This window comes from Acinetobacter sp. ANC_7588 (genome assembly GCF_056783995.1).
Map to the genome: position 1 here is coordinate 152,709 of NZ_JBWYIU010000001.1, position 23,518 is coordinate 176,226.

24 protein-coding genes are annotated in these 23,518 nt (G+C 38.4%); 7 read left to right on the plus strand and 17 right to left on the minus strand.

Features of this window, described 5'->3' with window-relative positions:
* Nucleotides 1-9: 9 nt before the first annotated feature.
* The 12 genes from AC1M9J_RS00760 to AC1M9J_RS00815 form a co-directional block, all read right to left on the minus strand.
* The gene (locus AC1M9J_RS00760; protein ID WP_481607018.1) at nucleotides 10-1,449 is read right to left on the minus strand and encodes a M48 family metalloprotease; all 1,440 of its coding nucleotides are present in this window, start codon (nucleotides 1,447-1,449) and stop codon (nucleotides 10-12) included.
* A 96-nt stretch (nucleotides 1,450-1,545) separates the two neighbouring features.
* Nucleotides 1,546-2,505, minus strand: coding sequence for a 2-hydroxyacid dehydrogenase (locus AC1M9J_RS00765; RefSeq protein ID WP_481612488.1), 960 nt, complete (start codon nucleotides 2,503-2,505; stop codon nucleotides 1,546-1,548).
* A 29-nt stretch (nucleotides 2,506-2,534) separates the two neighbouring features.
* The gene (locus AC1M9J_RS00770) at nucleotides 2,535-3,263 is read right to left on the minus strand and encodes a hypothetical protein (protein WP_155756986.1); all 729 of its coding nucleotides are present in this window, start codon (nucleotides 3,261-3,263) and stop codon (nucleotides 2,535-2,537) included.
* A 106-nt stretch (nucleotides 3,264-3,369) separates the two neighbouring features.
* Entirely contained in the window at nucleotides 3,370-5,259 is a 1,890-nt protein-coding gene (locus AC1M9J_RS00775; RefSeq protein WP_481607019.1) for a M48 family metalloprotease, read from the minus strand.
* 84 nt (nucleotides 5,260-5,343) lie between these two features.
* Complete coding sequence (purF, locus tag AC1M9J_RS00780) at nucleotides 5,344-6,882, minus strand: amidophosphoribosyltransferase (RefSeq protein ID WP_481591212.1); 1,539 nt, start codon at nucleotides 6,880-6,882, stop codon at nucleotides 5,344-5,346.
* A 24-nt stretch (nucleotides 6,883-6,906) separates the two neighbouring features.
* Nucleotides 6,907-7,491: a CvpA family protein gene (locus tag AC1M9J_RS00785; protein WP_179998321.1), complete on the minus strand. Its 585-nt coding sequence runs from the start codon at nucleotides 7,489-7,491 to the stop codon at nucleotides 6,907-6,909.
* A gap of 3 nt (nucleotides 7,492-7,494) precedes the next feature.
* Nucleotides 7,495-8,499 (minus strand): quinone-dependent dihydroorotate dehydrogenase, encoded by a 1,005-nt coding sequence (locus tag AC1M9J_RS00790; RefSeq protein ID WP_035268767.1) that lies wholly within the window; start codon nucleotides 8,497-8,499, stop codon nucleotides 7,495-7,497.
* Nucleotides 8,500-8,587: 88 nt separating this feature from the next.
* Nucleotides 8,588-9,067: a type II secretion system protein GspM gene (gspM, locus tag AC1M9J_RS00795; protein WP_481591214.1), complete on the minus strand. Its 480-nt coding sequence runs from the start codon at nucleotides 9,065-9,067 to the stop codon at nucleotides 8,588-8,590.
* On the minus strand, nucleotides 9,067-10,209 hold the full coding sequence (gene gspL, locus AC1M9J_RS00800; protein WP_481951695.1) for a type II secretion system protein GspL: 1,143 nt from the start codon (nucleotides 10,207-10,209) through the stop codon (nucleotides 9,067-9,069). The genes gspM and gspL overlap by 1 nt, the downstream gene beginning before the upstream one ends.
* A 42-nt stretch (nucleotides 10,210-10,251) precedes the next feature.
* The gene (locus AC1M9J_RS00805; RefSeq protein ID WP_035268776.1) at nucleotides 10,252-10,707 is read right to left on the minus strand and encodes a phosphoglycerate mutase family protein; all 456 of its coding nucleotides are present in this window, start codon (nucleotides 10,705-10,707) and stop codon (nucleotides 10,252-10,254) included.
* Nucleotides 10,708-10,780: 73 nt separating this feature from the next.
* The gene (locus tag AC1M9J_RS00810; protein ID WP_481951696.1) at nucleotides 10,781-11,854 is read right to left on the minus strand and encodes an NAD(P)H-dependent glycerol-3-phosphate dehydrogenase; all 1,074 of its coding nucleotides are present in this window, start codon (nucleotides 11,852-11,854) and stop codon (nucleotides 10,781-10,783) included.
* A 53-nt stretch (nucleotides 11,855-11,907) separates the two neighbouring features.
* A complete protein-coding gene (locus AC1M9J_RS00815; protein WP_481591216.1) occupies nucleotides 11,908-12,483 on the minus strand; it encodes a nitroreductase family protein in 576 nt (191 codons plus the stop codon).
* Between the two features lie 230 nt (nucleotides 12,484-12,713).
* Between AC1M9J_RS00815 and AC1M9J_RS00820 the strand changes: the two genes are divergently transcribed.
* A complete protein-coding gene (locus AC1M9J_RS00820; RefSeq protein WP_481591217.1) occupies nucleotides 12,714-13,097 on the plus strand; it encodes a hypothetical protein in 384 nt (127 codons plus the stop codon).
* Between the two features lie 50 nt (nucleotides 13,098-13,147).
* On the opposite strand, the gene rhlB is transcribed toward AC1M9J_RS00820, so the two are convergent.
* Together rhlB and AC1M9J_RS00830 are read right to left on the minus strand one after the other, a co-directional pair.
* The gene (rhlB, locus tag AC1M9J_RS00825) at nucleotides 13,148-14,299 is read right to left on the minus strand and encodes an ATP-dependent RNA helicase RhlB (RefSeq protein ID WP_481951697.1); all 1,152 of its coding nucleotides are present in this window, start codon (nucleotides 14,297-14,299) and stop codon (nucleotides 13,148-13,150) included.
* A gap of 106 nt (nucleotides 14,300-14,405) precedes the next feature.
* On the minus strand, nucleotides 14,406-14,618 hold the full coding sequence (locus AC1M9J_RS00830) for a cold-shock protein (protein ID WP_004824348.1): 213 nt from the start codon (nucleotides 14,616-14,618) through the stop codon (nucleotides 14,406-14,408).
* Between the two features lie 387 nt (nucleotides 14,619-15,005).
* Here AC1M9J_RS00830 and AC1M9J_RS00835 point away from each other — a divergent pair, with 387 nt between their 5' ends.
* The 5 genes from AC1M9J_RS00835 (at nucleotide 15,006) to AC1M9J_RS00855 (ending at nucleotide 17,732) form a co-directional block, all read left to right on the plus strand.
* Nucleotides 15,006-15,227 carry a sulfurtransferase TusA family protein gene (locus AC1M9J_RS00835; protein ID WP_035265917.1) on the plus strand — a complete coding sequence of 74 codons (222 nt, stop codon included), beginning with the start codon at nucleotides 15,006-15,008 and terminating at the stop codon, nucleotides 15,225-15,227.
* A gap of 141 nt (nucleotides 15,228-15,368) precedes the next feature.
* Nucleotides 15,369-16,238 carry an RNA polymerase sigma factor RpoH gene (gene rpoH / locus AC1M9J_RS00840; RefSeq protein WP_035265916.1) on the plus strand — a complete coding sequence of 290 codons (870 nt, stop codon included), beginning with the start codon at nucleotides 15,369-15,371 and terminating at the stop codon, nucleotides 16,236-16,238.
* A gap of 117 nt (nucleotides 16,239-16,355) precedes the next feature.
* Nucleotides 16,356-16,721: a DUF423 domain-containing protein gene (locus tag AC1M9J_RS00845; protein ID WP_035265913.1), complete on the plus strand. Its 366-nt coding sequence runs from the start codon at nucleotides 16,356-16,358 to the stop codon at nucleotides 16,719-16,721.
* A 15-nt stretch (nucleotides 16,722-16,736) separates the two neighbouring features.
* Nucleotides 16,737-16,934 (plus strand): sulfur carrier protein ThiS, encoded by a 198-nt coding sequence (gene thiS, locus AC1M9J_RS00850; RefSeq protein WP_035265912.1) that lies wholly within the window; start codon nucleotides 16,737-16,739, stop codon nucleotides 16,932-16,934.
* Between the two features lie 12 nt (nucleotides 16,935-16,946).
* Nucleotides 16,947-17,732: a thiazole synthase gene (locus AC1M9J_RS00855; protein ID WP_092766137.1), complete on the plus strand. Its 786-nt coding sequence runs from the start codon at nucleotides 16,947-16,949 to the stop codon at nucleotides 17,730-17,732.
* 31 nt (nucleotides 17,733-17,763) lie between these two features.
* Here the strand turns inward: AC1M9J_RS00855 and AC1M9J_RS00860 are convergent, their stop codons facing one another.
* Nucleotides 17,764-18,423 carry a glutathione S-transferase family protein gene (locus AC1M9J_RS00860; protein ID WP_481951698.1) on the minus strand — a complete coding sequence of 220 codons (660 nt, stop codon included), beginning with the start codon at nucleotides 18,421-18,423 and terminating at the stop codon, nucleotides 17,764-17,766.
* A 264-nt stretch (nucleotides 18,424-18,687) separates the two neighbouring features.
* Complete coding sequence (locus AC1M9J_RS00865) at nucleotides 18,688-19,299, minus strand: glutathione binding-like protein (RefSeq protein WP_180027603.1); 612 nt, start codon at nucleotides 19,297-19,299, stop codon at nucleotides 18,688-18,690.
* A 209-nt stretch (nucleotides 19,300-19,508) separates the two neighbouring features.
* On the opposite strand from AC1M9J_RS00865, the gene AC1M9J_RS00870 reads away from it, so the two are divergent.
* A complete protein-coding gene (locus AC1M9J_RS00870; protein ID WP_481951699.1) occupies nucleotides 19,509-20,954 on the plus strand; it encodes a SulP family inorganic anion transporter in 1,446 nt (481 codons plus the stop codon).
* Nucleotides 20,955-20,990: 36 nt separating this feature from the next.
* Here AC1M9J_RS00870 and AC1M9J_RS00875 read toward each other — a convergent pair whose 3' ends face one another.
* Entirely contained in the window at nucleotides 20,991-23,453 is a 2,463-nt protein-coding gene (locus AC1M9J_RS00875) for an ExeM/NucH family extracellular endonuclease (RefSeq protein WP_481591221.1), read from the minus strand.
* Nucleotides 23,454-23,518: the final 65 nt, after the last annotated feature.

The window sequence follows — 23,518 nt, forward strand, 5'->3', positions numbered from 1 at the left end:
TTAAACCTCTTATAATTTTTGTTGACGCTCATCCTGCATCATCCGCAGTCTTTGATTGATGACTGCACTCATAGAGTTATTTTCCTTGGCTAAACGCTGAGCATGAATGAGTGAGCGAATCGCATTCTCTTCCGCTCCCTTCCAATATTCAACTTCAGCCCGATATCGCAATACATTTACAGTACGTAAAGGATTTTTAATATCTAAATTTGCCGCTTGTTGTCGAATGAACCATGCTTGCGTATCACGATTATTGGTTTGGATAAATTTATTCGCCAACCTTTCAGCAGCAACAAAATTTCCCTGTCGAATATAAATTTCAGCTAATTTATAACTTAAAGCACGATTTTCAGGTGTTATTCGTTGACGCACCAATATCGTTTCCTGCGCAGAATCAAATTGATTGGTCGCCAAGTAGATATCTGCTTGAATAAGCGCGATAAGTTGATGATTTGGCTGGATTTTCTTAGCAAGTTCAATTTCTTTTTGTGCTAGATCAAAATCACCACGCTTTAAATAAAAAGCAGACAGTGCAATTCTTCCAGCCAATGCATTTGCTCTCACCACTCCCTTTAACTGTTCCTCATTGGTTTGATTGGTCACAACTGCGGTATACCACTTGATCTGATCAAACTCAGAGAGTGTGTTGCTATACGGAACTTTAGGAAGTTGATCTGCTCGTAAACGTGCCTCACTCATGCGCTGAGTAGTCAAAGGATGTGTTAACCAAAAATCAGGAAGATAACTAATTTTTGGAGTCGCACGATTCATGGTTTCAAAAAACTCAGACATACTGTACGGGTTATATCCGGCACGATACATCAATTGCATTCCAATACGGTCTGCTTCACGCTCTTGATTACGACTATAACTTAACTGTCGATCCACCAATGCAGCCTGCGTTCCCATCATCAGTGCAGCACCTGCATTACCATCAGCTTGTGATGCAATTGCAGCACCCACAATGATACCAGCGAGTGCAAGCAATCCCTGCCCTTTAAAAGCCTCTTGAGAACGGCTGTAGTGTCTTTGCGAGACGTGTGCCACCTCATGAGCAACCACACCCGCAACTTCATCCATATTCTTTGCCGACGTAATTAACCCACTATTCAATGCAAATAAACCACCAGGTACAGCAAAGGCATTAATTTGTGGATCATTTACAATCACCAAAGCAATTGGTTGACCCAACTGTGTTTGCGCAATAATTTTTCGGAATACAGCCATAAATTGATCTTCCAACCAAACATTGTTTAACACTGGAAGTTGTTGCTGTACTTGACGATAGACTTTTTCACCGATCATTTTTTCTTTTTGTTGATCGATAAATCCAACACCACTATTAATATCAGGCACTTCAAATTGAATTTTATTGGCACTGTAGAGTTCATCAGCCACCGCTGAAAAACTCGAACTCGCTATCAATAAAGCCAAAATGATCTTCTTCAAACCTGTATTCCTAAACGTGTACTCCATCGACTATAACACTGAATGATGTGAAGATTAATGATGAACTGTTACGTTTATTATTACGCTCAAAAGACTTTACTTATTCACAATATATAGAGGCTCATCCCCATCTAAGGCTTTTACCAGATTATCATAAGCAAGATTTGCCATTTTCATTCTGGTTTCTGCTGTCGCCGAACCTACGTGCGGCAATGTCACTACATTTTCCAATTGAAACAATGGTGATTCTTGGAGCGGCTCTTTCTGATAAACATCTAAACCAGCAGCAAAAATTTTGTGATTTTCAAGCGCCTCAATCAAGGCCGACTCATCCACAACTGATCCTCTGGCAATATTCACAAACACAGCATGTTTTTGCATTTTCTCAAATTGAGCTTGACCGATCAGCGCTTTCGATTGCTCATTTAAATCGACTGCAATGACGATAAAATCAGACGTTGAAAGTAAAGTATCAAGATCACAATATTTCGCCTTTAAAGGCTCAGCTCGCTCTATACATGGTTTTCGATTATGGTATTGAATATTCATATTAAATCCATAAAAACCACGTCGAGCTATCGCAGCACCGATATGACCCAAGCCAATGATACCTAGCGTTTTCCCATAAACATCTTGACCAAATTGTGCAACACCAGCGGTACGCGTCCAATGTCCATGCTTTGTCCAAGAATCTAAATGTGTCACTTTACGAGCCGCACTCATCAATAAGGTAAAAGCCAAATCAGCGGTCGTCTCTGTCAACACATGAGGCGTATTGGTCAACCAAATACCCTGTTGTTTTAGATATTCAACGTCGTAATTATCGTAACCCACACTGACCGACGAAATAATTTTAAGTTTTTTTGCAGTCTTCAAGTTGTCTTGATTTAAACGACGCCCAGCGCCTATCATCCCATCTGCATCCGCAACTTCTCTTAAAAGTTGCTCATTAATGTCACCCTGTTTCGGATTAAGTTGAACGACCTGATATTTCGATTCTAATTGATTTAATATTTTCGGATCTATCTGACTAAATACCACAACCTTTTTTTTCATAAAACTCCCTCTTTAGATCCAGTATCGATTTAATTTTTAATTAAGTTCCACAAGCGACGTTTTAACAATGGCTGCTCAATCATGTCTTGTAAACTTGCAATCTGCATATGCTGCGTCGTCGATATATGCGGCAAATACCCTAAGCTCAATATTTTTTTATCAACAGATAATGCATCGATAAAACCCTGTATAAATACTTCAGCACCTCTTCCATCTTGGAATTGTGCGAAATTAAATGGCCATTTTAAATCGTAAAACTGTGAACTCACACTACGCTGGATATTCACCCATAAGTTTTCTTGTTCTGTGGTGAGCGCTGTAGCATCTAGCAGAATAGTATGTGTTTTAGTGATCATCGCTTGAATTTCAAAAGCATCGATTACAAGCGGTTGACGCTCAACAACTTCATCTTGAGACTGTTTGTCATTTTCCACAAACTCTCGAGGAAGCTGCACACCGTCTGGATTACTTTTTAACTGAAGCGAAGAATCATCTTTATTTAGCTGTTCAGCTTGTGAAGCTGGTTTTGTGATGAACTGTTCTAATTGAGCTTGCGCAAATTCAGGAAAAGATACATCTGTTGGATGATTTTCTTCAACTTGATCGCGATATAAGGAAGGTTTGTAATGACGTGTTTGTGCCGTATTTTGTGGAATCCATATATCGATTCCCATCACAGCTAAGAGGCTTCTTTGATGCTCTAACATATTCACATTCATTACAGATGGACTGGCATGAGGGCTGGGTATTCTACCCACTTTTTTAATCTTTTACTGAACTTTTAATCCGCAAACAATCATAACTTAATTTCATTTATGACGCATTAATATCCTTGCACCTTTTAAATTCAGAATGCATTGATAGCTAAACAATAATGACGCTATTTTTCTTATGCATTTGATCCACAATTTCATCACTTTCAAATCCAAGTCGCCAATATAATAATTCAAGTACATCTAACTCATCTTGTGTAATGATTCGATCATTCCATAAACATAATTCAGCAACACCCAAAATACTCAACCGATCTCTCAGCAACAATCCAGCAATATCATTAAGAATTTCACCTAAGTCGATAGGTTCATCTGAAATTTCTTCATAAAACTCAATTTCATCACGAGTTAAAATTCGTTCTAAGATTTGGGTTCTAACTTCAAGCTGATTAGCAGTATTTAACTGCTGAACATGTAATAACGCATCTATTAGCCTAACAATTTGCGGCTTAGCATCCTCGATTGATGTTGGACGATGTATTGGCAATAAATCCAGTTGAGACTTCACCTTTTCAATCAGCAAAGCATCCAAAAGTCCAATTTCACCATCTTCTTGAATAATTTTAGCCAATTTAGTAATAAACTGACGCGCACTTGTAGCAGGCATATTTCCCAACTGCTTACATGCCTCATGAAAAATTTGAATATGCACTCGACCATCTATATTTAACAGTGAGTCGACAATTGCACGACTCACAGGCGCATCAGAAGGAATAAATTCACGGTACTGCCGAATCATTAAAATCGCAACCATCACTTCACGCGCACCAGTCGAAGTTTGCAAAGCCCTTTGAATGAGTTCTGGACGTTTCATCTGCTGTCTAACTTCACTATTTAAGGGTTTGATGGCATCCTTAATTGCAAAGCTGATCGGTGATAATCTTAATAATGGAAGTGGCTGTGGTGACATCCATGGATTATATTCTTCAGCAATAGATTCCTCTAAAGAACGCATTAAACTAAATAGTGGTTGATTGCGTAATTTTTGTAAATTTTCTAATTGAATATCCTCAAGTAAATTCGGATTTAATTCATATATACGATCTTGAATACAAGGTTGGATATTCAACCAACTTTGAGGACTAAGTGAGTTAGCAAAGCACATATGAGAAATAGCTTCAGAATATTCACTATGAATCTGTGATCCTGCGTGATGAACATAGATTCTTAATAAGGTTTGAATATTTGCATTACTACTCAATAATTGTCTTGTCATTGCATCGTTATACAATGTTCGACTACCCAAAGTAATATATTTCATCAGACGCGTAATAAAGACGCCTAAACTACCAATTAACCATATGACTCCACCGATCGCCACAAAAGTTGTTTCCAAACTATCTCTCAATTGATCCCGATTACGTCGAAATCCCTGCTTCGCGATTTTACTGCCCCATTGGCTAAAGGTAATTAACCCACTGTATAAAATTTTAAGACGAGTATTTTCTCGAGTTTCACCCGATAAAATTTTATGGAATTCATGACCCAACAATCCATAAAGCTCTAACTCATCAAGATTTTGTAGCGCCCCCCAAGTCAGAATAATCACAGTATCTTTGGGATGAAAACCCGCAGTCAGTGCATTAACCCCTATTTCATCGGGTAAGACATAGAGTGTAGGTGTATCAATTGAGAAACGATGTGCTAATTTTTCAGCAAGTCTAAGCGCTGTACTTTCTTCTGGAGTACTTTCAATAAAAGTGAGTTGTCGTGCTTTCAATTGTTTTGCGAGCGTATGACCACCAGAGCGGAAGACATAAAACTCATAAACGACAGAACCACCAATAATGCTAATCAATAGCACCATCATATATGGACTGAGAAAATGCCACCAAATGGACTCAGAAGGATCAATATAATGAACCAACAATCCGAGCGTCGTGTTTAAAATGATAATTGCGAGCACAATAACAATTAAACATACGCTTAATGACCACAGCATATTTTTGTTTTTAATTAAGTAACCACTCACATCTTTCAATGTAAAATTTCCTCATTACATTGTCTTGTGATCATAAATTAAAAAAGCGGGAAATACCCGCTTTTTCAAATAGAAAACTATAAATTAATTTTCTTTAATGCCACTCAGATCAACTGAGGCTGCATCAATATTTAGATCGATATAACCATCTTTGATTTTCTTGGCAGAGTCATTACGCTTGCGCTCTAAACCATCGAGATACGACTCATCAATGTTACCCGCAACGTAAATACCGTCAAATACTGAGCAGTCAAAGTCAGTTAACTCAGGTACTTTTTTCGTACGAACAGCTTGCTTTAAATCTTCCAAATCTTGGAAAATCAAACGATCAGCACCAATCATTTCACGAATTTCTTCAACATCACGATTTGAAGCAATTAATTCGTTTTTAACTGGCATATCAATACCGTAGACATTCGGGTATTTCACCATTGGTGCAGCAGATGCAAAGAAAACTTTTTTAGCACCGGCGTCACGCGCCATTTGAATAATCTCATTACACGTTGTGCCACGCACAATTGAGTCATCTACAAGCAATACGTTCTTATCTTTAAACTCTAATTCAACTGGATTGAGCTTTTGACGTACAGACTTTTTACGCAACTGCTGACCCGGCATAATGAAGGTACGACCGATATAACGGTTTTTCATGAAACCTTCACGGAATTTCACACCGAGTGTATTGGCAAGTTCTAAAGCGGATGTACGCGAAGTATCTGGAATAGGAATCACAACATCAATGTCATGGTCCTCACTCCATTCACGCAGGATTTTCTGCGCCAACTTCTCACCCATTTTCAAACGTGCTTTGTATACCGAAATTCCATCAATGATGGCATCTGGACGAGCAAAATAAACATACTCAAAAATACATGGGCTATGGTGTGGGTTAGCCGCACATTGCTTCGTGAATAGATTACCCGCATCATCAATAAAAATTGCTTCACCTGGCATCACATCACGTTCAACTTTAAAACCAAGCGCTGTTAAAGCAACTGATTCGGAAGCAAGAATATATTCAACACCATCATCGGTATCACGCGATCCCAAAATTAAAGGTCGAATACCATTTGGATCACGGAAGCCAACTAAACCATGACCTGTGATCATCGCAACAACAGCATAACCACCTTTACAACGCTCATGCACACGAGTGACTACATGGAAAATATCATCCGCAGTCGGTGTAAGTTTGCCGCGTTTTTGTAATTCATGTGCAAAAACGTTTAATAACACTTCTGAATCTGAATCAGTATTCATGTGACGTAAATCTGTTTTAAACAGATCATCATGAATCTCGTCAGCATTGGTTAAATTACCATTGTGCGCTAAAGTAATACCATAAGGAGAGTTTACGTAAAATGGTTGTGCTTCAGCGCTACTCGATGAGCCAGCTGTTGGATATCGCACATGACCAATTCCGTAATTACCTAACAATGCACGCATATGACGTGTATGAAATACATCACGCACCATGCCATTGTCTTTTCTCAAAAAGAGACGACCATTATGGCATGTCACAATCCCTGCAGCATCTTGTCCACGATGTTGTAACATCGTTAATGCATCAAACAACATTTGGTTAACAGGTGATTTACCAGCTATACCAACAACTCCACACATAGCAACCTCGCAGACAAGCTAGGATTAATAAAAAGGATTATTCGTTGAATGAGATGACGAATCATCTTGTTCAGAAGATGATTGACGAGAAGAATCTGATGATTGATTCGACTCTTCTGATTTCATATGACTTAAAGCTTTTGACGCTGTCTCTTTGGTGTACTCAGTCGCTAAAGGCGCGTAAGGCAATAAAGTTTGAATAAACTTAGATTGTTTCCAATGTGGAGAGCTCTCTACAAATGAACCAATCCCTTGCATAGTAATGAGGACGATTAAGAGACCTTTCAAGGTGCCAAATGCACCACCTGCCAATCGATTTAATGGACCAAGCTTTAAGCTTTTCAGCAACCGATTTAATATTGCAGTGACGATCCAAGTCAAAACAACAATAATCAGAACAATAAAAGCAAATGCCGCTATTTTTTGAACCACAGGATCTTGACTGAGTGCGGACATTGAAGGCGCAATTTGACCCGCAAATTTTGCACCCATAATGAGTGCAAAAATCCATCCTACCAAGTTCGCAAAGGCTTTAACGAATCCTTGACGCAAACCGTTAAGCCCTCCAATGAGCAGAATAATCAGTATAAAGATATCGATGGTATTCATAGATTAGGTCATAGCTTGTACGCAATCTTTAATCAGTTTTGGCCCTGTATAAATTAGACCACTGTAAATTTGAACCAATTGCGCACCCGTTTGCTGTTTAGTCGCGGCTTGATCACCACTAAGAATACCACCAACACCAATCAATGGGATTTGACCTTGAAGTAATTTTGAAAATGCAGATAGACATTGTGTACTTTTTTCAAATACAGGCGCACCAGATAAACCACCTGCTTCATCACCATGCGCTAAATTTTCTACACCCTCACGTGACAAAGTCGTATTGGTCACAATCAGACCATCAATTTTAAATTGAATTAATTGAGATGCAATAAATTCAATATCTGACTCAGTTAAATCTGGGGCAACCTTTAATACCAGTGGAACATAGTGTTGATATTGTTCAGCAAGTTCAAGTTGACGATTTTTTAAAGTTTCAAGAAGTTCTGTTAATGCATGTCCACTTTGTAAACTACGTAAGTTCTTGGTATTCGGAGATGAAATATTAACAGTAATATAAGATGCATAATTATAAACTTTTTCTAAACAAATGAGATAATCAGTTACAGCATCTTCAACTGCTGTATCGGCGTTCTTACCGATATTGATGCCTAATACACCTTTATAATTTGCTGCTTTAACATTCTCAATCAGCTGATCTACACCATCATTATTAAAACCCATACGATTAATAATCGCTTGAGCCTCTGGAAGGCGGAATAAACGCGGTTGAGGATTACCAGACTGAGGTCGAGGGGTAATGGTTCCAATTTCGATAAAACCAAAACCTAAACTCGCAAGTGCATCAATATATGCACCATTTTTATCTAAACCTGCAGCCAAACCAACTGGGTTTGGAAATTGAATACCCATACAAGTCACTGGCTTTGGGTCTATTTTTTGACGCATTATGCCAAACTTATATGTCGATTTAAGCATTGATAATGTCAAATCATGTGCACGCTCAGGCGCCAATGAAAATAGAAATGGACGAGCAAGCGAATATAACATATCTCAAAAACTGCGGTTTTTTAAGTTGCCACATTATAGGCTGAGTATGCCCAAAACGCTATGCCTGTCATAGGTTTATTTTCACCACTTACTGTACTGATGCTGTTAATTTAATCGCAGCTCCAGACTTAATAAGTTCCAATTTTTCAACACTTAAACCCATTTGAACCAATTGGGTAAGAAAATTTGCGAGGATCGCGTAGTTTTCATGCTCAGCACTGATCATTAATTTATTATCGCTTGGTTGTGTGACCACAGATAATCCTGCTTGTTGTGCCACACGCTGAATTTTATCCGAAGGTGTTAGGCTCAAATCTGTTGAAGATTTCATTGTCATCACATTGGATTGCATCCACACCAATGTGTCTTTCAGTTCATTCAATCTTTTTTGCTGATTATCTGCTGCTTCGTGCATTTTCCACAAAGCAGATCCAATCAATGCGACGACAACGATAATCGTTGCAGCGATGACAAGTACACGCTCACGCACACTCAATGACGATAAATAGTCATCAATCTTTTCAAATAATTGATCAAATTGATTTTGAAATTTTTCTAAAGTTTTCATTATTGTACTTTCACCAAACCAACGACCATTTTATCCTGAGTTTGCACATTCCCAAGTTCAGCTTTGAAGCCTTGCTGATTCATTTGCTGAATTAGATTTTGTAATTTTTCGGATGAGTCCGCCACCAAATCCATACTTAAACCAGATGCTTCATAAGAAACACGATTTGCGATAATTTGATGTTGCATTAAAATCGGACCTACACGGCTGATTAACTGTAAGACCTCAGTATTTGCAGGTTTACTCATCCGCAAATTACTTTCAAATTGGCTTCGCAAATTTTGCTCATTGAGACGACTGTTGGGACCAAACCAAGATTGATATTGCTCTACCGCAACCAAAGCCGTTTGATCAGATACTTTTTTTAACTTTACCCAACGCACTAAATCATAACTGAATTGCACTACAAGCAAGCCCACAAGCAGTGCTGCACATGCTTTCCAATAGCCTGAGATTCCACCCTCTGTGTTTTTTGCTTTAGGCAAAACATTGAATGGATGATTCTTTAATTTTTTTTCAGCTTTAAATACATAATTAAAGCTTTCCCGCTCATTTTGTTCCGTTGCATGAATCAAACTCATCATCTGATCATCATTTAACCGATCATGCAAAATATGTATAGGCTTTGGCAATAGATCCAAAAACAATGCTAAATCATCAATCGCAAAACCTTGATTTGATCCTGTTCTCGCCAATAAATGCCCATGAATATTAGCTAAAATAGTTTGCCCCTGTTCTGGCACTGGTAAGACCAAAAAATCGGGTAATAGCGCAACCACTTTCCCCGGAATCAAGTTCAGAGCATGTTGCATTGTTTGGACTTGGTATTGACTGATCCCCATTACTGACAATTGGTCTGGTGCCTCAAATTGAATAAGCACTTTCATCTGATCAATGGAGTGAATGGTATATTCTTCAAGTAAATATTTAGCGCCTTCGCTTCCAATTTGCTTGAATTGAGCTTTGGGCATATTTTGTTGAATAATTTGTACATCATGGCTTGAAAAGAATACAACAGCTTCTTGTCCATGATACGGTTGAGTATCTTGAATCAACTCTTCTAGCGTTGTTGATGAATTCCAATTTTCACCATTTGACCAGAGCCAAACCCCATTCGACACTGGCATCCATAAATACAACATTAATTTTATTCTGCCGTTTTATTCATTAAACACTTATGGTTATTAAGCTGACGGTACAAAATGTTTTAATTTTGTGGAAAGTCCCGCAGCAATGACTGTCTGATCATAAATCCGCGCTTCAGCAAGCGAAAAAGGATTAAAAAATTCAGACGTAATAATTTCTTCAATATATGCCACAACATTCATATGACATACAACCACAATATTCTCAAAAGGTAGTTGAGATAACCACTCAACTGCAACTTTAGCATCATCGTCAGGTTTAATTTTATCACATACTAAAACTTCAACATTTGGAAAGAGTTGCTGTATATGTTTTAAAGTTTCCTGCGCCCTGAGCAAAGTACTCACTACAAATATATCAGGTGCTACTACGTCTTTTAAAAAGTGCGCAGTTTGTTCAGCTTGAATATGACCCCGCTCAGTCAGTGGTCGTTTCGAGTCATTACCATTAATTGGTGGAGCGGCTTCACCATGACGAACTAAAGTGAGTTGCATTTGTTTTCCCTAAACCATGTGTCATCCATCATATCTAAACATTATGACAATGATGATAAACCATTCATTAATCTTAAACTTTATGATGCGGCAATACGAATTCAACATCACTTCGATGACCATTCTTCATCAAAGATAATGCAATATGTAATGGTGGTGCACCTTCATAAATCACTTCATAAAGTGCTGTGGTGATTGGCATATAGACATCAAGCTCTTTGGCTCTTGCATTCACTTGCACAATGGTATTAATCCCTTCAGCCGTTTGCCCCAGTTCCGTCGTTGCCTGCTCTAAGGTTTTACCTGAACCTAAAGCAAATCCAACTTGATAATTTCGACTTAAAGGACTATTACACGTTGCGAATAAATCGCCAACACCAGACAAACCTAAGAATGTCAGTGGATTTGCGCCTAGCTGTACAGCAAAGCGACTCATTTCCGCCAACGCACGTGTCAAAATCATACTTTTGGTATTTTCGCCAACGTTGTAGGCTGCAGCCATCCCCATTGCGACAGCATAGATATTTTTAAGTGCGCCTCCAAGCTCCACGCCATGTACATCATCGCTTCCAAATACACGAAATAGTGCACTGTGTAATGCTTGCTGCACTGCATATCTCACCAATTCAGAATGGCTGGCAATCACTGTTCCAGCAGGCATTCCTGACATAATTTCTTTCGCTAAATTTGGGCCCGAAAGGACGCCATAAGGCACTTCTGGAAGCTCTTCACGAATAATATCACTCATGAAACTAAAGGTTTTAGCTTCGATCCCTTTTGTGAGTGATACAACCGCCTGAGCAGTGATAAAGGGCTTGATCTGTTTGAGTACATCTCGGAATGAATGGCTCGGAATAGCGACCAAAATAATTTCTCGATCTCGAACAGCCTTTTCAAGATTGGATTCTGCTTTTAATGCTGGCTCAAGGTTGTAATCCGGCAAATATCTTGAATTAACATGTGTTCGATTGATTTCATTCGCAATTTCCTCATCACGAATCCAAATCATGGTGTCACAACCATTTCGCACTGCCGTATTCGCCATGGCTGTACCAAAACTACCACCACCAAGAATCGTAACACGCAAGGCTGTTTTATGATCAATTGCAACTGGCTCGACCAAATCTGAAAACTTTAATTCCGACATTCTTTTAAATCCTAAACATTCTTTTTCTAATCGTTAAATTTGCAATGTTGCAATTACGGCTGCCAAAAACTGACGAATGCATCTGTTTCAATCTCAGCGCGTGGTGCAATCGCCTTAAAAGCAGTCCCTACATAAATGATACCTGAAATTAAATCATGCGTTTGTAGCCCTAACTTTCTTTTAAATAGATCCGACTCCACAACAGCACCACTGCGCCACATGGTATTGAAACCCTGAGCTTGTAAACTGAGCAAAAGATTTTGTATTGCAGCACCTGAACTTAAAGTTTGTTCAAAATATGGAACTTTCGCATGATCATGAAATCGTGTTACAGCGATAATCAGCATAGGTGCACGCATAGGATGCTGACGTGCGCGTTCAATTTGAATTGAATCAGTTTCACCAAGGTCTGCTACTGCTTCACTGAGTAAAACTCCAAATGCTTCTCGTTGCTCTCCTTTCACAATAATAAATTGTGTCGGTTTCAGACGATGATGATCAGGCGCGGTTAAAGCGGCTTTAAAAGCTAATTCTAATTGTTCTGCGTTAGGATGAGGTTCTACCAAATGACCAACGGATTGACGCTGATGAATATTGTCATGCACTACTTGAGAAAATTGATCTGACATTTGAAGACTAATCTTTAAACTAACACTATGTACTTAAGCTTAGCATAAACATTGAAAACTACTCTACAGTTATACTTATACACGAGACATCCAGCATGATTACAATCAAACAGAAATCAGGTATTTCACTTCAAAATCGATACAAAACATGCTTAATTCTTTGGAATTTAAGCCCTAGCATACATGACTGAGCTCCAAACTTAATATTGCAACGCTAGAGGAAAAATAAAATGAAAAAATTAATGACATTGGCTTCTGTAGCTACTGCAACAATTCTCCTGAGTGCTTGTGCATCAACACCTACTGAAACACTTGCTATTCAAAAACCAAACAATCAATATGAAGTGTCAGGATTAGGCAAAACCCAAGTTCTTGCAAAAAATAATGCAATTTCTGCCGCGAACAAAACTTGTGGTAAGAATTCTGCGCCTGTCTTAATTGACGAAAAAACTGAATATAACGGCGCACTAAAAGGTGTTGTGGATGAACAGACTGGTAAACTCATTACTGCAGCTTCATCAGTTCTTGGCTCTGTGATCGGCACTAAAAATACAATCGAAAAAGACACTGACTACCAAACAACAATCACCTTCAGCTGTAATTCATCCCGCTAAAATTTCCTATAAAAAAAGTCCCTTTGATGGGACTTTTTTTTATTGAGCAATTAGCAATAACCATCTAAACGTGTCAATGGAATCTTTTGACCAATCGCTTTTTCTATCTCAGGTAAATAAAAAGCATCATCTTCTGACAAGAAACTGATACTCACCCCTCTTGTTCCTGCTCGACCTGTACGACCTATACGGTGTACATAATCATCAGACTGCTCAGGCAGAGTAAAATTAATCACGTGTGACACACCATCCACATGAATACCTCGACCAGCCACATCAGTTGCGATCATAATGTTGTGTTTGCCATTTTTAAATTGATCCAACATCTTTAAACGTTTATCTTGCGCAATTTCGCCAGACAACATTACTACCTTATAACCATCATGTTTAAGATGATCATACAGCTTACGGACTTGATCACGGCGGTTTGCAAATATCATGACTTTTTCAATTGGCTCATCACGCAATATTTCTTGAAGCAATTTGTATTTATCTGATTTCCCAACCACATAAACACGTTGCTCTACGTCAGCATTGGTTTTTTTCTCAGGCTCAATTTCGACAGTAACAGGTTCAAATAACCATTGTTGAGCAAGATTGAGTACATCATAACTAAACGTAGCAGAGAACATTAACGTTTGACGTTGTTCTTTGCGTGGAGAGAATCGAACAATGCGTTTTACAGAAGGAATAAACCCCATATCCAGTAAACGATCTGCCTCATCAATAACTAAAAATTCAATTTGATCCAACCAAATTTCTTTTTGTTCAGTGAAATCAATCAAACGACCTGGTGTCGCGACAAGAATATCAACGAAATTTTCATCCAGTTGTTTTTTTTGCTTATCAAAATCTACACCACCCACCAAAGTCAGAACATTTAAGTCGGTAAATTTAGTCAGATCACGTGCATCGTTTTCAATTTGAATCGCAAGCTCTCGCGTTGGCGCCATAATTAAGGCACGGGGTTCACCACGATAACGCTGTGCTTGTATCGGATTATTCAGTAAATCATTAATAACACTAATTAAGAATGCTGCGGTTTTTCCTGTGCCTGTTTGTGCACGTCCAATTGCATCATGCCCTGCCAACGTATATTTCAATACTTTCTGTTGAATGGGGGTCATTTCATTAAACCCTAAAGCATCAATCGCTTGCTTAAGTTGCGGATGTAAATTAAGGGTTTCGAAACCTGATGACATATAAGGGGCTCTACAATCAATATTTGATAATGGTCTATAGTATAAACAAAAAACGCCCCAATTTATCAAAATTGGAGCGCAACCTAATTTTCAGTGAAAAGTAGGATTAGTCTAAAGGCTGAACTTCTTCAGCTTGAAAACCTTTTTGACCTTGTACAACGCTGAATTCTACGCGTTGACCGTCACGAAGTGAACGGTGGCCTTCACCTTGAATAGCACGGAAATGAACGAATACGTCATCACCGCCTGCGCGTTGAATAAAGCCAAAACCTTTAGTATCGTTAAACCACTTAACAACGCCTTGTTCGCGAGCTGTCATAAGTTAATCCTCAGTTGGTAAGAAAAGGGACCACCCGGTGTTGCAAACAGCAGAGCAAACAAATTTTAAAACATTTTTTATTTCAAAGCTTGTAATCATTCTGTAAAACTATTAACAAAATCCCGGTTATATCCATTATAAATAAGGCTTAGAGAACAAATTTCTCTACGCAATCCTTAAGTACGCATTGAGCTTAACATGGGTACAACACAATTAATAGAAAAATTTTAGCTAATTATCTAACTAAAACTTGTATATTAATCACACAAATTTAGTGCAAAAATTGCACTTTATTTGAACAGTTCATCTAAATCATTTAATTTTATTCTTAAGTCACACTTTTGCTAGAATAATGACCAATTTCATTATTCAATCTCGTGTTTTACTATGTCTCAAGTATTAATCGATGCGATGGGTAAACCCTGCCCTTTACCTTTACTGCTACTAAAGAAATCGATGAAACAAAATAGTGCACCTCAGCAATTTTTATTAAAAGCTTCAGATCCGAACAGTCAAATCGATATTCAACGTTATTGTCAGCTACATAAATTGACATGCGCATTTAAACAAGTTTCGGATTCTGAATTTCATTACGTGATTGAATCTTAGGTGTTTTCATCTAAATTAATCATGGATAAATATTGTATTTAAATTTACATTTCACTACCCAAATCCGCTTAATTCTGTATGCTATAAGGATTAAGATGAATGTAATTGGTTTTTTAAACTATTTTCCTATAAGGAGTACTCATGACTGACAGCAGCAATCAATTGATGCCCCTGTCATTGTCTGCGCCCGGGGTCAATTTAGGTGCTTACATTAGTACTGTAAATCAGATCCCTATTTTGACAGCTGAACAAGAAAAAGAGTTAGCTGAACGTTATTTTTATGACCAAGATCTAGACGCAGCTAAAATGCTGGTGATGTCCCACCTTCGTTTTGTTGTGCATATTGCCCGCAGTTACGCAGGTTACGGCTTACCTCAAGGCGATTTAATCCAAGAAGGTAATTTAGGCTTGATGAAAGCCGTAAAACGCTTCGATCCCAATATGGGAGTACGCTTAGTTTCTTTTGCAGTACATTGGATTAAAGCTGAAATCCACGAATATGTGATTCGTAACTGGCGTATTGTTAAAATTGCGACAACTAAAGCTCAACGTAAACTGTTCTTCAACTTAAGAAGCTTAAAAAAATCGAGCAAGAAATTAACGCTCGAGGAAGCACAATCTATTGCGGCTGATTTAAATGTAACAGCTGAACAAGTTCTTGAAATGGAAGGTCGTTTAACAGCTTATGACGCAGCCTTCGAAGCTCAATCCGATGAAGATGATGAAAGCTCAGTTCATGTCGCTCCTGCGCTTTACTTAGAGGATAATCGTTATGACCCTGCTCGTTTAGCAGAGGAAGAAGATTATGAATCACAGAGCACCTCTGCTTTACATGAAGCAATGGATCAGCTGGATGATCGTTCACGCAATATTTTACAGCGCCGCTGGTTAGATGATGATAAGTCTACGTTGCATGAACTAGCAGCCGAATATAATGTATCCGCTGAACGTATTCGCCAGCTTGAAAAAAATGCCATGGACAAGATCAAGATCGCCATGTCATCAAATTAATACGATTACAAAAAAAGAGCTATAAGCTCTTTTTTTGTATTTACGCTATGCAAGTTTAAAAAAATCGTACGTCATGTATGTTATCGTATGACGCAATTTTCGATTGGGAATAACCTGATGTGGATCTCAATATCAGCCATTAATTTAGCACTTGCCGTAATGCTAGGTGCTTTCGGCGCTCATGGCCTTAAAGCTCGTGCAACCGAAGCCCAACTGACATGGTGGCAGACTGCAACTGATTATTTCTTTTATCATGCAATTGGATTATTAATACTCGCACTCATACCAAAAATAATTCCAAACTTTTCAACTCAATTCAGCTTTATCTTCATCCAGTTCGGTATCATTTTATTTTGTGGATCTCTATATCTCATGGCTTTAGGGCTCCCGCGCGGGTTAGGGGCAATTACACCTCTTGGTGGAGCATTGATGATTATTGGCTGGCTACTTTTAGCATGGCAAGCATTCAAAATTCAACATTAATTTGAAGGTCATCTGATGAATATTTTTTTAAATGGCGAGTCGATTCAAACGCAATGCCAAAACTTATTAGAACTGGTTCAAGAATTATCGCTAGAAGGTAAACGATTTGCTGTTGAAAAAAATGAAATGATCATTTCAAAAAGTAAACTGGCAGATACCCCTATTTCAGATGCTGACCGTATAGAAATAATTCATGCTGTTGGCGGTGGTTAACTCGGAGTAAATATGGAAGATAGTCCGTTGATCATAGGATCACGTTCATTTAGTTCACGACTATTAGTGGGCACTGGAAAATATAAGGATATGCAGGAAACTGACTTAGCAATCCAAGCCAGTGGTGCTGAGATCGTTACTGTTGCAATCCGTCGCGTAAACATTGGTCAAAATCCAGATCAACCTAACCTACTCTCAGTGATTCCACCGGAAAAATACACCATTCTTCCCAATACAGCTGGTTGCTTTGATGCCAATAGTGCCATTCGCACTTGTATGCTCGCACGTGAACTTTTAGATGGTCACAATTTAGTCAAGCTTGAAGTATTAGGTGATGAAAAAACGCTTTATCCTAATATTACTGAAACCTTAAAAGCTGCAAGAACATTGATCGATGATGGTTTTGAAATCATGGTTTATACCTCTGATGATCCTATCGTCGCGCAAGAACTTGAGAGTATGGGCTGTGTCGCTATTATGCCTTTGGGGAGTTTAATTGGTTCTGGTTTAGGTATTCTTAATCCACATACCATTTCTATCATCAAAGAAAATGCTAAAGTCCCTGTATTGGTGGATGCTGGGGTTGGTACAGCTAGTGATGCTGCTATTGCGATGGAATTAGGTTGTGATGGCGTACTCATGAACACTGCAATTGCTGCTGCACAGAATCCGATTCTAATGGCTTCTGCTATGAAAAAAGCCGTTGAAGCTGGACGCGAGGCTTATCTTGCTGGTCGTATGCCACGCAAACGTATGGCAAATGCAAGCTCTCCAGAAACTGGATACTTTTTTAAATAAAAAAAACCCACTTTTTAAAGTGGGTTTTTTCTTAACTCACTCGACGATACAAAGGATCATCCAATCCATCAATTTTGATAAAGTTAGGTAAATCTTTTATTCTTTCAATCCAAGCGCGTACGTTTGGATAAGGCTCTAGAGAAATATCACCCATAGGTGCTAACGCGACATAGACAAACACTGCGATATCCGCAATAGTTGGTCTATTATTCGCTAACCATTCACGGTCTTTGAGCACACCATCTAAAATAGCCAAAGATTTGTGACCACGTATTTTCACCTCTTTAAATGTTTGCTCAGTACTTTCTAATCCCAAACCATTGTATGGACCTTTGAAAGACAATATCGCGCGTGCCTTGAAAACCCCGAATTGCACCCAACTGGCAGCAAAGGCAAGCCAATCTACAATTTTAGCTTGTTCTACTAAATCTTCAGACCACCATGTGTTTTTATCTGAATATTTACCTGCTAAATACACCAAAATTGCGGCAGAATCAGTTAAAACAATATCGCCATCTACTAATGCTGGCACTTCGCCTTTAGGATTAATTTTTAAAAATTTCTCACTATGCTGTTCATCACTGAAATAATCTAGTTCTACAATTTCAAGATCCACTTTCAATAATGCTGCTAACAGACGTACTTTATAACTGTTACCTGATTCGTTGTAAGAATATAATTTCAAACTCATTTTTTAGTCCAACGATTTAAATACAAAATATAAATATCAGATTTAAATCAGCAACTTAAATAATGTTTAGTTCAAAAAATATCATGAATAACGATATCTTATTTAATGAATTACCACTGAATCTGAAACGAATTATGATGAAAAATTTGTCTTTTTAATGCTCTCTATTTCTGAAAAATATTTGTGAAATTTCTTTGAAAATTTTAGAGTAAAAAAAGAGCCTTTCGGCTCTCTCTCGAAATAAACGGAACGAAACCTTACCTGTTAAGGAATCAATCCTTCATCTCGCATCGCAATCTGTACAGACTGACGCTCTGCAACTTTATTGCGTATATGAATAATATTTTTATAATGACTCAAGTCATGTTCAATATGATTAGACCAATTGGTGAGTACAAATAAGTACGCATCTGCAGGTCCAAAATTATCATCTACCAAATAATCATTATTTGATTCACCAATGGTTTTATCAATGAAAGTCAGTAAACGATCAACTTCGGCATACGCTTTTTGTTTAGCATCTTCCGTGAGTGGTGCACCAAAAAACACTGCATAAGCATCGTGTAATTCAGAATTTAGATAACCAAGCCACTCCAGTACTTTTGCTCGACCTAATCCAGAAGGTGGAATTAAATCTTGAGCAGGATCATGCTGTGCCAAAAATGGTAAAATTGCGACATTTTCCGTTAAAATTAAGCCAGGATTAATTTCTAGCGCCGGCACATAGCCTTTAGGATTAATTGCGAAGTAATCTTCGCCTTTTTCAGTGGTATGAGTTTTAAGATCAACACGAACCAAATCAAAATCAACATTAATTTCATTTAAAATAATATGCGCTGCGAGTGAACATGCACCTGGCGAATAATACAACTTCATACTTTTTCCTTGTTATCTAACTACTATCATTTTTAAATTGCTTCACGCTTTTTTTCAATAAGAACTGTTTTTTAAATTGCAAGCAAGCGTAAACATCGATGATCTCTTTATGAATATTGTGCAGATTGAATTAATTTTCAAGCTTTTTTCAGCTTTTATTTGTGTGATGTTTTACCATAGCGCTGCTACATCTTTGTGAAAGGCAAATTGTGATTTATTTAAAGAAAGATCAGTGGTTTTCTAACATTCGAACTGACGTACTTGCAGGCTTAGTCGTAGGCTTAGCTTTGATTCCTGAGTCAATCGCATTTTCGGCAATTGCTGGCGTTGATCCTCAGGTAGGTCTATATGCCTCATTCTGTATAGCTGTTACGATCGCCTTCTTTGGTGGTAGGACTGCTATGATTTCGGCTGCTACAGGTGCGATGGCGCTGCTGATGATCACTCTTGTTAAAGAACACGGATTACAATATTTATTGGCAGCTACGATTCTGACAGGTGTAATTCAAATTATCGCTGGATATCTCAAAGTCGCAAAACTCATGCGTTTTGTTTCCCAGTCAGTGGTCTATGGTTTCTTAAATGCTTTAGCGATTCTCATTTTTATCGCTCAATTTCCAGAAATTGCTCAAATGAATAGCTTAGGCTATATATTTTTAGCGATTGGTTTATTGGTCATTTACGCATTTCCCTATTTACCCAAAATCGGAAAAATCATACCATCGCCATTAGTGTGTATTATTGTACTCAGTGTATTGGCACTTCTACTTGGCGCTGACATGAGAACAGTTAGTGATTTAGGTGCATTCCCAGATACCTTGCCTGTATTTTTAGTTCCTGAAATTCCATTCAATCTCGACACTTTACTTATTATTTTACCGTACTCTCTCACGCTCGCCACAGTTGGTTTGCTTGAGACCATGATGACTACGACTGTGATTGATGAAATGACTGAGTCTGAAGGAGATCGTCATCAAGAATGTCGCGGTCAAGGGATCGCGAACATGGTAAGTGGCTTTATGGGGGGTATGGCTGGATGTGCAATGATCGGTCAATCCATCATCAATGTCAGCTCAGGTGCAAGAACAAGATTATCGACATTAGTGGCTGGTGTTTTTTTGCTATGTCTCGTGGTCTTCTTTAAAGATTGGTTGGCTTATATTCCTATGGCTGCTTTAGTCGCCATTATGATCATGGTCGCGTTCACCACATTTAATTGGGATTCAGTAAAAAATTTCCGCAAACATCCCGTGCAAAGTAATGTTGTCATGCTTACTGTCGTGGTGATTGTTCTTGCAACACATAACCTTGCTCTAGGCGTATTGATTGGTGTAGTTCTGTCAGCCTTATTTCTCATTAATAAACTCGAGAGTGAAGTAAAAGTTCAATCTGAATTAGAAAATCACGTGCGCTACTATACGGTGAAAGGTCAAATATTTTTCAGTAGCGCAGAAATTTTTTATGCATTTTTTGATTTCAAAGAAGATATCAAGCAAGTAGAAATAGATCTCAGCTATGCTCATATTTGGGACATCACTTCTGTCAATATGTTAGCGAATGTCGTGGCTAAATTTGAAGCCCAAGGGACTCAGGTACGTGTGATTGGTCTAAACCAAGCGAGCGTAACATTGATAGAACGTATCTCAAATACTTAAAAAAAGAGCCAAATGGCTCTTTTTTACTGTTAAGTTTTAGGAATGGTTTCTGCGTCTCCAACCAACCAAGGCTAACAGGCTTAATCCTAAAATGGATAGCCAGTTCAACGAACCACCACCTGACTTAGTGTCACGCTGTGGCTGCTCAGCATTTGTTGAGCTATTGAGCTCTAAGTCGACAATCACTGGATCATGATCAGATGATCTAAATGCATGATCAGCATAAAAGAGCGACTTCTGCTCTGTAGTCTTAAATTCTTCGTTATAATCTAGATTCGTTGGCTCATCAGCGTTGATGTGCCATACAAATGCACGCTTAACCGCAGGAAATAGCGAAGCATCAGCTAAAGCATGATCCAAATTACCTGCTCCACCAAATCCAGCTTTGTTACTGTCGACACCAAATACATAGGTATATGCCTGTTCACCGAGCCCTACAACCTTGTCCGCCAGTACATTCGTATAATTAGCACGCTCTAAAGCCAAAATTGGATCTTCTTTTGCATAACTATTTAAATCACCAATCAAGAGCGTATTCGTATGACCTGTAATTTGCGTTGGATTCTTTGCAATCCACTGCATGAGTTGTTGTACCGCTTTAACCCGTGTCGCATTCCAACACCCCTGACCATCACCTTGATCCGCATCAGCAGATTGATCATTTGAAGGACAACTTCCTTTAGACTTCAAATGATTCGGAATAACCGTAAAGATTTTACCGCCACTCACTGGTTGAAAACTTTGAGCAAGGGTCACTCGATTTCTTTGTGACTGGTCATCAAACACTGCAGCAGCGTTAACAGGTTTTACACGCTTACTGTTGTAAATAATCGCAACAGCAATCGCATCATCACCTAATCGATTTGAATTTGGCGGAGTGATATATTTCCACTCCGATCCAAGTGCTCGTGTTAAATATGCAATGGCACTATTTTCACCATAACCATTATTCGCAATTTCCATTAAACCAAATACATCAGCATCGATTTCTTTCATTGCACTGACTATTTTGGTATGTTGCTTCTCAAACTCAGCTTTGCTGCTAGCACCTCGCTCAGTTGGAAAACCATTTAAACCATTATCATAGTTCAAAACATTGAAAGCCACGACACGGGTTTGGTTTGAATTTTTCTGAATCATTGGTGGCCGCGGGTTATTGGCTTTAATTTGGATTTGAGTACGACCTTGTACAGGTTGAATACGCCAAGAATTAAATCGATATTCTAGAATACCCTCAACAGCATTTAACTGATCACCTGCACGTAGGGTATTTAAAGCACTAAACTGACTTGGCAGTGTAGGCGTTAAATTTTGTGCATTATATCCATCATCAAGTTCAATTTTGGACAAAAGATTTTTTTGCGCCAATGCCGTTGCTTCTGCTGATTTAGCTGGATAAATATTGGTCGGCATAAACAAACGTCCTAGACTTAATGACAGTTGTCCGTAGCGACCATAATTGTAATTTTCACTTACCGTTAATGTTTGAGGGATTTTAACCAACATACCTTGATAACGCTTTGGCGCATGCCCTGACGCGTTAGTTAAACTCTCAAATGGTAACTCGATTGATAATGGCGTTATCCAAGCGCTTGCCGCTTGATTACAAGTTAAAATATTTTCGGATAAATTATCAATCTGTAACTGATTTTGATATTCAGTTAATCGACCTTTAAGAACGACTTCTTCTCCGACTTTTCCTCCTTTTATAGGACTTGAAGCAGGAGCATATACAAAAATCGCGTTAGTTAGATCGGGTTTTGCTTTGGCATCAGGGGTTTGGATATAGAAACCTGAGAATCCATTCGCATAACGATAATCCGCAGTAATCACCCCCTTCACAGTATAGTTTTGATTCTTAGCTGCTTGTGAGAGTTCAGCGATAGGTGTATTCGCAGAGTTACAACTTAGAGTCGTCGGAGATGGCTCTATTGGTTCATTTGTACTAATCGCTAAATACTGGTTAAAAGCATTGCGATCCGACCATTTAGCCCACTCTTTTTGAATTTCAAAGGGTGCAGATGGATCTATCGAAACGACATCATGTGTTTTCTTTGTACGTTCAAAGCTTAAACCGGTTGCCCAGTTTTGCTGTATTCCAATCGCACCAAAACGGTCGACAGCCACATTGTTTTTATAGAGAACAATTGCATCATCGCCATTAAATGATAGGTTAGCAGTTTGCTGAACTGCTTCACCCAATTCAGTTTTTAAATTTGAATGTCCAATTAAAAAGTGCTGCTGAGCTGTTAAAGTTCCTTGCAGCTTAACCGTCAAATTCGCGGTGGTTAGACCATTCGGAAATATTTTTAATTGATACGCGGATAAATCAACAACACCTCCATCTGGATTGTATAGTTCAATACCTTTCTTGTTGTTATTACCATCCACATACTGGCTGATCATGAGTTCAGCATACGGCGTTGAACTAAATCCGATCAAACATAAAGATAATGTGAGTTTATTGAACACCCATTTATTTAGCGTTATTTTATTCATTTTAAGTCTTATTCATTGTTCATATTATTTTCCAAGCCTAGTGTACAGGCATGACAAGTAGATGA

Excerpts from the sequence above, each read along its gene's own strand:
- AC1M9J_RS00765 (WP_481612488.1), bottom strand. The coding sequence starts at position 2,505 with ATGAAAAAAAAGGTTGTGGTATTTAGTCAGATAGATCCGAAAATATTA.
- purF (WP_481591212.1), bottom strand. The coding sequence starts at position 6,882 with ATGTGTGGAGTTGTTGGTATAGCTGGTAAATCACCTGTTAACCAAATG.
- AC1M9J_RS00785 (WP_179998321.1), bottom strand. The coding sequence starts at position 7,491 with ATGAATACCATCGATATCTTTATACTGATTATTCTGCTCATTGGAGGG.
- AC1M9J_RS00790 (WP_035268767.1), bottom strand. The coding sequence starts at position 8,499 with ATGTTATATTCGCTTGCTCGTCCATTTCTATTTTCATTGGCGCCTGAG.
- gspM (WP_481591214.1), bottom strand. The coding sequence starts at position 9,067 with ATGAAAACTTTAGAAAAATTTCAAAATCAATTTGATCAATTATTTGAA.
- gspL (WP_481951695.1), bottom strand. The coding sequence starts at position 10,209 with ATGTTGTATTTATGGATGCCAGTGTCGAATGGGGTTTGGCTCTGGTCA.
- AC1M9J_RS00805 (WP_035268776.1), bottom strand. The coding sequence starts at position 10,707 with ATGCAACTCACTTTAGTTCGTCATGGTGAAGCCGCTCCACCAATTAAT.
- AC1M9J_RS00810 (WP_481951696.1), bottom strand. The coding sequence starts at position 11,854 with ATGTCGGAATTAAAGTTTTCAGATTTGGTCGAGCCAGTTGCAATTGAT.
- AC1M9J_RS00815 (WP_481591216.1), bottom strand. The coding sequence starts at position 12,483 with ATGTCAGATCAATTTTCTCAAGTAGTGCATGACAATATTCATCAGCGT.
- AC1M9J_RS00820 (WP_481591217.1), top strand. The coding sequence starts at position 12,714 with ATGAAAAAATTAATGACATTGGCTTCTGTAGCTACTGCAACAATTCTC.
- rhlB (WP_481951697.1), bottom strand. The coding sequence starts at position 14,299 with ATGTCATCAGGTTTCGAAACCCTTAATTTACATCCGCAACTTAAGCAA.
- AC1M9J_RS00830 (WP_004824348.1), bottom strand. The coding sequence starts at position 14,618 with ATGACAGCTCGCGAACAAGGCGTTGTTAAGTGGTTTAACGATACTAAA.
- AC1M9J_RS00835 (WP_035265917.1), top strand. The coding sequence starts at position 15,006 with ATGTCTCAAGTATTAATCGATGCGATGGGTAAACCCTGCCCTTTACCT.
- rpoH (WP_035265916.1), top strand. The coding sequence starts at position 15,369 with ATGACTGACAGCAGCAATCAATTGATGCCCCTGTCATTGTCTGCGCCC.
- AC1M9J_RS00845 (WP_035265913.1), top strand. The coding sequence starts at position 16,356 with ATGTGGATCTCAATATCAGCCATTAATTTAGCACTTGCCGTAATGCTA.
- thiS (WP_035265912.1), top strand. The coding sequence starts at position 16,737 with ATGAATATTTTTTTAAATGGCGAGTCGATTCAAACGCAATGCCAAAAC.
- AC1M9J_RS00855 (WP_092766137.1), top strand. The coding sequence starts at position 16,947 with ATGGAAGATAGTCCGTTGATCATAGGATCACGTTCATTTAGTTCACGA.
- AC1M9J_RS00860 (WP_481951698.1), bottom strand. The coding sequence starts at position 18,423 with ATGAGTTTGAAATTATATTCTTACAACGAATCAGGTAACAGTTATAAA.
- AC1M9J_RS00865 (WP_180027603.1), bottom strand. The coding sequence starts at position 19,299 with ATGAAGTTGTATTATTCGCCAGGTGCATGTTCACTCGCAGCGCATATT.
- AC1M9J_RS00875 (WP_481591221.1), bottom strand. The coding sequence starts at position 23,453 with ATGAATAAAATAACGCTAAATAAATGGGTGTTCAATAAACTCACATTA.